We start from the raw sequence: 8679 nt of genomic DNA on the forward strand, positions 1-8679 counted from the left end.
CGGAAGATTGGAAGTAAAACAAACTGACATCCAGCCGTTTTTAAATCCGCTTTCGGTAAAGAAGATTCCTATGGTTGATGACTATCCAAAATTTCAAAATAGAGAGCCATGGAAATCACTTAAAGAACTAGAAAGCAAAAATATTGATAGTGCGCTCAACTATGATTTATTATGTTCTGAAGCTTGGTTGGAAAATGGAATGAGAGCTAACAAAGTTCCCAATATTCTTGAAACTTTTATCTCATATATTATGGCTGCCTTGTTATGTAAAGATCCTCTGCTGTGGGTGTTTGCCACTATAACAGGATTTTTAGAGCAGGGAGAAGTGTACATAAATGTACATCATATAGTCAGATTAGCTTATCAGTATCACAATGAAGATTATATTGATCTTTTGTATGAATATTTAAGCACTAAATTACCTGACGCAGTTGATCCAATAATGAATTTTGTAGAGGCTGTTATTAAGGATATACCTAAAAAAGATTTTTCAATTCGCTTTTTTGAAGATGAAAAAAATTATCTTTTATTAAACTGAATATTTTTATTTGTCCAAAATAAATATGCTATATAATCAAACCTTCAATGCTGTCATTGTTGATCTTAATAAAGTCTTTCAGTAGCTCAATGCATGCATTGTAATTCATAGCTTCTCTTTTATATTAATAAATCTGGTTTAGAATTTCTAAATTACAAAGACTCATCCTTTATATTCTTTACTTAATTGTTGCCTTTAGATAAATTGGCTAAAGTAAAGAATAGTTGAGATAAATAATAATATTAAATGCTATGTAAAACAATTGAATAGTAAATGAATAATATTTAATTTAGCTATCAATGAAACTTGTAACCATATTTAAATGATCATGAGAACTGACTACATTCTAACAAAAGTTCGTCCCATAAAAAAAATGTTTATCGTTGAAAACAATGATTATGAAGCTTTTGAAAAATTATTTTTAGAAATACAGGATGAAATAGACGTTATTCAAAACTTAATATTCGTGAATGATGATGATCTGTGGACACAGACTAGTAGGGATTTTATTAAAAGAAGCGACCCTGACATCATATTGAATTTATCTACACTTGACGATAATAAGCTATCAATGCATTTTGGAATCTTTTCTGTCAAGCCAATTACTGATCATTATAAAATATCAAGGTTCGGAACAAATTTATTTAGCTTCACAAAGCTGCCTACTATTATAAAAAGGTTTAACAAGGAGGAAGACCTTGAATTTACCGTACTATCTGGTTCAAAACTAGAGAACACACCAGAATCGTTACTGGCTTGTGTAAATTATGGATTATTTGAAAATAAAACAAAGGAACAATTACCTCTAACGATCTTCAAAAACGTAACAGCAAATTTCCTTACCAAGAAAGAAGATTTAATAAATTCACTTTTTGCTACTGACAATAAATTTATTCAATTAACAACTGAAATCGGAGATTTCGGAGGCTCCGGTCATGGTTCAAGTATTTATGAAGTTAATTACAATAAGGAGGGGTTATTCCAAGGCAAACAAAAATACATTTTCATTTCGAAGCAAAATGATTTCAAGACAATCTCTTATTTCTGGAATACTCGTTCATATTACCCTTATTCAGAAATTGCTTGGATCCCCGTAGATTATATTGAAGATATTTCTGCAGTAGTTGACAAAGAGACTACATTTATTTGCTTTGATATAGAACTTGAGAGGAAAATTAAAAGTCTTTATCCCAATTCCATAATATCTAAACCTTCAGGATTACATTTTAGCGGCAGAAATGAAAGATGGAAATTTTTCGAACATTCACAAATGATAAGTATTACAGATAATGAAGCAGTAATACTACATCCGGCAGAGAAAAGTTTTTCAGACATTGGCTCGATAGGAGCATTCGTTTTAGAAACACGTGGGCTTAGAGAATTAGTTTATCCTAAGAGAAGAAGTGTTGGTAAACTTTTTTTTCCAGAATATCATGATTTTGCAGTTTTTGAAAATCAATTTCAAAGGATCAGTGAACTTGGACTTTCAACTTATGTTTTAAAAGTATCCCCACTAAAAGCTGAAGATATTTCAGAACTTATCAGACTCCCCTCTTTCACTAAAGTTTTAAAACACCTTTTCGAAGATATTGGATATACAATTAAAACAACCCAAAAAAGTTCTATCCTAGAGCAGACCATAAATTTATTAGGTGGTTTAGGTGAACTCAGCATCATTTCTGACAAACATATTTTTGAATTACTGATTACCTTAACACCAAAAGTGAGAACAGAAAAAATAGTAAAAAAACTGTTAGGAGGTGCTAGTGAAAAAATTACTTCAGATAATGTTTTAGAAATCATTGCAGAGATAAGAGAAAAAGGAGCTGTTAATTTTCCATCGGTGACATTGACAACGGAAGATATTCTTGCTAAAACTACAGTTCCGAGAGACGAGAAGAAAAATTTGCTTCCTATTTTACAGAAACTTTATGACCAACGGATTTTTCTTCGAGGTAAATATTTCCAATGTCCATCTTGTAGCAGCAATCTATGGATTCAGATTGATCAGATAAAAAGAATAAATTATTGTATTGAATGTAGCAATGTGGTAAATATTCCAATTTACTTAAATGGTAAACAGGATAGCGACTATTTTAGATTAAACCAATTAATAGTTAGAGCAGTAGACCAAGGACAATTAGCTACTTTACTTCTGCTGAATGCCTTCTATCAACAAAAATATCAAACCTTTGATTATCAGTCAAATTTAGAAGTATATGAAGGAGAAAATCTGATTACTGACATTGACTTATTCATTAAAATCGGAAAAAAAATTGGTATTGCAGAATGTAAATCAACAAGTGGTTTTACTGAAACTCAAGTCAATGAATTAATTAAAATTGCATCAAAAATGCAATGTGACTTTATCGCTTTTTCTACTTTGATAGACGCTACAAGGGAAGAGATTAGGGATCTTGTTGCAATCCTGAATAAGAAATCTCTGAATATTCCTGCTTTTATTTTCACCAATCAAAGTTTATTCAATCCAAACTCAAACATGATTCAAAAAAACTTTGAGTTAAGACATAAAGAAGATTTTTTAAATGGTCCAATTATAGTTTCTTAAAATTAAACACTATTAGCAACCCAGATGTAATTTATTATATTTTTACGACATACTGTGTATTCTATAAATTCTTACGAATGTAAAAGACAATTAAAGTAAACTAACTTCTAACGATGTCAACTTCAATTGTTCCGAATGTTTAAAAGTAAATTGCAGGAAGTTTAACCAATAAGAAATTTACCCGAAAAAAATGACTTTTGTAGTTCTTTTTTAATTTGGCTCAAACGAACCAAGTCAACGATAAAAGTGTTTGAAGATACGCTCGTCTTGGTCACCAAAAGCCAAATGGCGCCACTTTAAGACAAGTGGCGCCGTTTTTTTATTTACTTTGATAAGAAATTAGTTTATTACCTCACTGCTTAATTGTATAAAAAAGATAAGACGATAAAACAGAGAACTTAATTATGAATTAGCTTTATAAAAAGGATTTGGCATTGTTTGTACTATAAAAATAAAAGCACTTATGATGAGATAAGGGCTTTTTATTATAAAGACTATTTATTTAAATCATATTCTATTTGTAAATATTGTAGCGCATCAAAAGTAGCAAGGTCTTCTAAATAAACAAATGTTTCTTCAAAAATCGAATATGCAAATACATTTGCTGGAATTTTAGGTAATTTATTTGATTTTAATTGTTTAAATAAACCATCACAAGAAATTACTTCTTTTGTTTTTAAGTTCAAAATTTTTCTTGGAGGAAAATCGTAACCATTATTTTGCTTGCTGCTTATCGCTTTGGATAGAGCTTCCTGTTGATGTCTTTCTGCCATACCACTTCCTGAGCAGATGTGCCCAGAATAGCGCATAAATTTAGCACTCCGAGATAGTTTTTTTTCATTCCCGTGTTGTTGTTTTCGAGTTAGTGATTAGTTTTATGAAAAGAATATAAAGCCTTTCCATGAAATATAATAATGAAGCCATAATAATGGCTTCATTATTATCAAGGACATTTTATATTAAATTTTTATTTTTGGCACCTACATACAATCTTACACCTACTTTAAGATCTATTAATAAAACCGTCTTATAATCATTCTTATTTACAGATTTAATATTTGAGATAAAAAAAAGACTTACCCTGAAAAATGAAATTTTATAAATAAAATAATGTTAAAATAATGTTAAAATTTATTATCATTTGAATCAGATAATATATCTTCGCAAAAGAAATCAGATAGTCTATAGACTATCTGATTGTTAAGATTTAAAACCTATTGTTTCTTGGGTTGTTTATTAACCCAAAAAGGAAAGGATTTCTTAGTTCTAATAATCTTTCCTGTGATATAATGACGGAAAGATTTAGTCCAAATTTTTTGATTTTTCATGATAATGAAATTTCTAAGAGTTATTACTAAAACCACTTATGCGCCAACATAAATGGTTTTATTTTGGACTTTCCAAAACTCTACAAAAATATAAGAATTTTTGACTAATACAATATTTTCTGTAAATTTTTAACATTTACATTTTCAATCTACTACTAATCAATTATATAGATTCCATCCTTATTGGAACTGAAATTACTAATCCCCATATTCGTCTAAAATGACCAAATATTTATGTCTTATTTCATCAAATCGTTTGCTTTGGTCATAAGTTATATAATTCCAATTTGCTTGAATTCTATATTGTATATCGAACATAGGTTTGCTTATTTTAGGAAAATTATTATAAACATAATTTCTACTTTTATGTTTTTTAACAAGAGCTACATATTGATTTACTAACGTATTATATTTGCTTATGGAGAGTTCAACATCTTTATAAAATTGTTGTTTTTGTTCATTAGCATATCGTTGAGAATATTCTCTTTCTTGTTTGTATTGTTGATAAGACTTCTGTCCAGATACATACATACCACATAATAATACTGATAAATAAACAATTTTTTTCATGATTTTAATTTTGATTTTAATAGTTTAAACTTCACAAAGCTATTTCGTGAAGTGATAATTTCCTTACGGAAATCCATAATTGAGTTAATCATAAATGTGATTTAATTTCTTCTCAGTCCCGAAAAAGAGTTGTTTGTAAATAAAGAAAGCATGGGGACTACTAACTTATTTTATCGGGTAGGTTCTGGTAAACCGTTGGAGTCAAATAAGCAGCAGACAACCCATGCCATATAGATATGACATGAGAAGTCGCTAACATATTCCCTCCAATTAAATGTACCAGATTTACCCGAGGAATGTCGTTAGACAAGCGTTCTATGTGTTCGAAAATGTCTTATTAGGATATGCTATATCCATAATTTTGAACAAATATAAAGAGTTTTTTCATGACTGATGTTTTTTTAGCGCAACATTAGCGTTTTCATCTTATAATAAACACACATTTACGGATAGTATTCTTCTAACAATAGAAGATATGAATATTTTTAATGGGTTGAAAATTAGATCATTAAAAGAATTAATTTTAACATTTTCAGATGAACAGAAGTGCATAAATTTCTTAGAAAAGATTTTTTGGAACGGAAATCCAGTTTCACCGTTTGATAAGACATCAAAAGTCTATAAATGTAAGAACAATAAATACAAGTGTAAGAACACAGGAAAATATTTTACCATAAGAAATATTGGTTTATTTAAGAACTCAAATCTTAAACTTCAAGATTGGTTTATTGCAATATGGTTATTCACAAGTCATAAAGGAGGTTTATCATCTAAACAATTAGAAAGGGACCTCAATTTAACGCAGAAGACAACTTGGTTCATTCTTAAAAGATTAAGAGCATGTTCTGCATTTGAAAATAATCACTTATTATCAGGTGAAGTTGAAATTGATGAAACGTATGTAGGTGGAAAAAATAAAAATCGTCATGCAGACAAAAAAGTAAAACATTCACAAGGAAGAAGTTTTAAAGATAAAGTTCCTGTATTGGGGTTAATTCAACGTGGTGGAAAAGTAGTTGCTAGAGTTGTTCCAACAGTTAGTAGATATGATTTAGAACCCTTTATTTTTAGAACAGTTAATTTACATGATACTGTTTTTACTGATGAATGGACAGCATATAAAAATTTACATAAATATTACAATCACTCAATAGTTAATCATGGAAAGAAAGAATATGTTAATGGTAATGCAAGTACAAACTGTATTGAGAATTTCTGGACTCGTGTAAAAGGAGCAATTATTGGTATTTATAGAGTTACTTCAAAGAAGCATTTACAATTATATATTAACGAATTTGTATTTAAACATAATACAAGAGAAATGAGTCCTAGTGAAAAATTCATGCATTTGATTTCAAATATTAAAGATTGTAAAATGACTTATGACAAATTAACAGCAAAATAAGATAGCTCAAATGAATTTCAAGAATATTTCCATATTTTTGAATAACTAAGCCAAATTAAAATGAGTAAAAATGTAGTCTTTCCATATGTAACTTTTAATAGATTTATAGATGAATCTACAATTAAAAAATTATGCTTGTTTTATGATAATATCTTTATAAGTGAGGGAAGATTTAATATTATATCTGATATTAATACTAAAGAAGTAACAGAAGAAAATTATTCTTTGCACTATGAAAAAGCTGTATGGGATTTTTTGAAAGACAATAATGTAGTTAAAGAATATCCTTATCTAAAAGAGAAATTTGACTCATCAAATGAAGATGTGACTGAATTAACTACCCAATTGAAAAGTCTATTTGAAAAAGAACGATCTAAAAAGAATTGGCCTAAGACTCCAACTGAAGAACAATTAAAAGAAATGAAAGAAGAATATTTCAATCATTTCTTTTTGAGTCATGATATATCAATAAGATTGGATTCAATCCATTTAAACAAATTGGACAATACATCAGAATTTTATCCAGTTTTACGAACAGCTGATACATTAAAAAGTGATACTAAAAAAGAACAAATTATACAATTTATCTTAAATGATATTCCTGAACCAGACTATAATACTTCTTGGGATCATATAATTGAATATCGTTCGGATGAAAGTGTAAGAAATAAATATCTTGCGCTAATGAACTGGGTTAATAAAGCTGCAAATTCAAATTTGAGATTATCAGAATTAAAAGATGAATATGATTTTCTATACAGTGATTATATGCAACAATTTAAACTTCATAAAATGAAATATAATAACTCAAAATTAGAAGTAATATTAAGTTCAACGATAAATTTTATAGCAAATATATCTACTGGTAACTATGTTTCTTCATTAAAGGATTTGTTTCAATTCAATATTAAAAATGCTACATTATTACAAGAAGAGTCAAAAATTCCAGGTAAAGAAATTGCTTACATATATCATACAAAAATGAAATTTGGAAAATAAAAATATATTTAAATCATTAATTAAGTGTAACATTGTATGTAGGCGCCTTATTTTTTTATGAATTCGCAGCTGACATACTTATTTGTATCAGATATTATATTTGATCCTTTATAGATTTGCAATTGCGAACTATATATATTTTGAGATTTAATTCCCTTACCAATAACATCTCCCTTAGAAACATTTTTATTGGCCTTAATTTTTTTTGAAAAAACCGAAATATCTGAATAAATATAAAACAGATTATCACTTCTGATAATTACACTTAAAACTCCATTGCTGTTAATTATTTTGGAAACAACTCCTTTTGACAGTGACATAATTTCAGGCTTGTCTGAATTAATTGTCAATGAATAATTAGGGCTATAATAGGGTCTTTGCGATAAAGAATCGATATTAAAATAACAGCTACAATCTTTCATTGGCAATTTTTTTTGAGAGTAACAGCCACTCCAAATGGTAGCTGCAATAATAAATAGTTTATATTTCATCATTAATCATTTTGTTTTAATTCATCCACCATTTTTTCTGCTTCTTTCTTAGCTTCTATTTCATGTCGCCTTTCATTATATGGTGTAGATTCTTGATTTTCTTTATATTTCCCAGTAGCTGGATCCTGAACTTTTTTAGTAAAATCTAAACTATTTTGAACAGAATGGACAGCCTCTTCTCCACCCGTTTTTAAATCACCAAAGACGCTTCCTTTATCCCCAAAAACAATTTTACCAACTTCATTAGCCTTTGCTATTTCATTTTCACTTAATACAATATGTGTTTCATTCCAGTCAGCTGTTTTATCATATTCACCTGTACTTTCGTTAAATTTTGCCATTGTATTCATTGACTCAGGTGAAACAGTACCTGTTTTTTTTAAATCATTATACATTTTCCCCGTCATTGTTTCTCCATTTGTTGAGGAATTATATAAATATCTTGCTTCTGTTCTTGTCAAATCCGATCCTCCAACATAGTGAATGTATATAGATCTTTCTGAATTTACCATAGCATTCCAAACTTGTTTCCCTGCTTGAGTGGAAGTTAGTGCTGCCTGTAATCTTTTAGCATCTGCACTTTCGGGATTACCAATCTTTAATGGGTCTCTCCCATCTGGGTCTATAAACATAACCGGATTATTAAAAGCATAATTGTATGGTGTAAATCTTCTTGATTTCTCTGCCAATGGATCCACCACGCCCCATCTTCCTAAATCCGGCATATACATCCTTGCTCCATAGTCAAAAAAACCTGTTTCCTGTAACTCCTTACCATT

At 29.0% G+C, this 8679-nt stretch carries 8 protein-coding genes; 4 read left to right on the top strand and 4 right to left on the bottom strand.

Going from position 1 to position 8679, the window contains the following annotated elements:
• Positions 1–538: hypothetical protein (locus FW781_RS22125; protein WP_149389405.1), on the top strand; the 538-nt coding region annotated here is incomplete at its 5' end.
• A gap of 328 nt (positions 539–866) precedes the next feature.
• Complete coding sequence (locus FW781_RS22130; RefSeq protein ID WP_172625785.1) at positions 867–3107, top strand: hypothetical protein; 2241 nt, start codon at positions 867–869, stop codon at positions 3105–3107.
• A 494-nt stretch (positions 3108–3601) separates the two neighbouring features.
• On the opposite strand, the gene FW781_RS22135 is transcribed toward FW781_RS22130, so the two are convergent.
• Entirely contained in the window at positions 3602–3880 is a 279-nt protein-coding gene (locus tag FW781_RS22135) for a hypothetical protein (protein ID WP_149389407.1), read from the bottom strand.
• 753 nt (positions 3881–4633) lie between these two features.
• On the bottom strand, positions 4634–5005 hold the full coding sequence (locus FW781_RS22140) for a hypothetical protein (protein WP_149389408.1): 372 nt from the start codon (positions 5003–5005) through the stop codon (positions 4634–4636).
• A gap of 475 nt (positions 5006–5480) precedes the next feature.
• Here FW781_RS22140 and FW781_RS22145 point away from each other — a divergent pair, with 475 nt between their 5' ends.
• Positions 5481–6410 (top strand): IS1595 family transposase, encoded by a 930-nt coding sequence (locus FW781_RS22145; RefSeq protein ID WP_149389409.1) that lies wholly within the window; start codon positions 5481–5483, stop codon positions 6408–6410.
• A gap of 60 nt (positions 6411–6470) precedes the next feature.
• Complete coding sequence (locus FW781_RS22150; RefSeq protein ID WP_149389410.1) at positions 6471–7409, top strand: hypothetical protein; 939 nt, start codon at positions 6471–6473, stop codon at positions 7407–7409.
• Positions 7410–7456: 47 nt separating this feature from the next.
• Here FW781_RS22150 and FW781_RS22155 read toward each other — a convergent pair whose 3' ends face one another.
• A complete protein-coding gene (locus FW781_RS22155) occupies positions 7457–7903 on the bottom strand; it encodes a M23 family metallopeptidase (RefSeq protein ID WP_149389411.1) in 447 nt (148 codons plus the stop codon).
• A partial coding sequence (locus FW781_RS22720; RefSeq protein WP_228720262.1) for an RHS repeat domain-containing protein occupies positions 7903–8679 on the bottom strand: 777 nt, incomplete at its 5' end. The genes FW781_RS22155 and FW781_RS22720, both read right to left, overlap by 1 nt.

It is taken from the genome of Chryseobacterium panacisoli (assembly GCF_008274625.1).
Lineage (GTDB): Bacteria > Bacteroidota > Bacteroidia > Flavobacteriales > Weeksellaceae > Chryseobacterium > Chryseobacterium panacisoli.

Coding starts and splice junctions, on each gene's coding strand:
- FW781_RS22140 (WP_149389408.1), bottom strand. CDS start 5,005: ATGAAAAAAATTGTTTATTTATCAGTATTATTATGTGGTATGTATGTA.
- FW781_RS22155 (WP_149389411.1), bottom strand. CDS start 7,903: ATGATGAAATATAAACTATTTATTATTGCAGCTACCATTTGGAGTGGC.
- FW781_RS22150 (WP_149389410.1), top strand. CDS start 6,471: ATGAGTAAAAATGTAGTCTTTCCATATGTAACTTTTAATAGATTTATA.
- FW781_RS22145 (WP_149389409.1), top strand. CDS start 5,481: ATGAATATTTTTAATGGGTTGAAAATTAGATCATTAAAAGAATTAATT.
- FW781_RS22135 (WP_149389407.1), bottom strand. CDS start 3,880: ATGGCAGAAAGACATCAACAGGAAGCTCTATCCAAAGCGATAAGCAGC.
- FW781_RS22130 (WP_172625785.1), top strand. CDS start 867: ATGAGAACTGACTACATTCTAACAAAAGTTCGTCCCATAAAAAAAATG.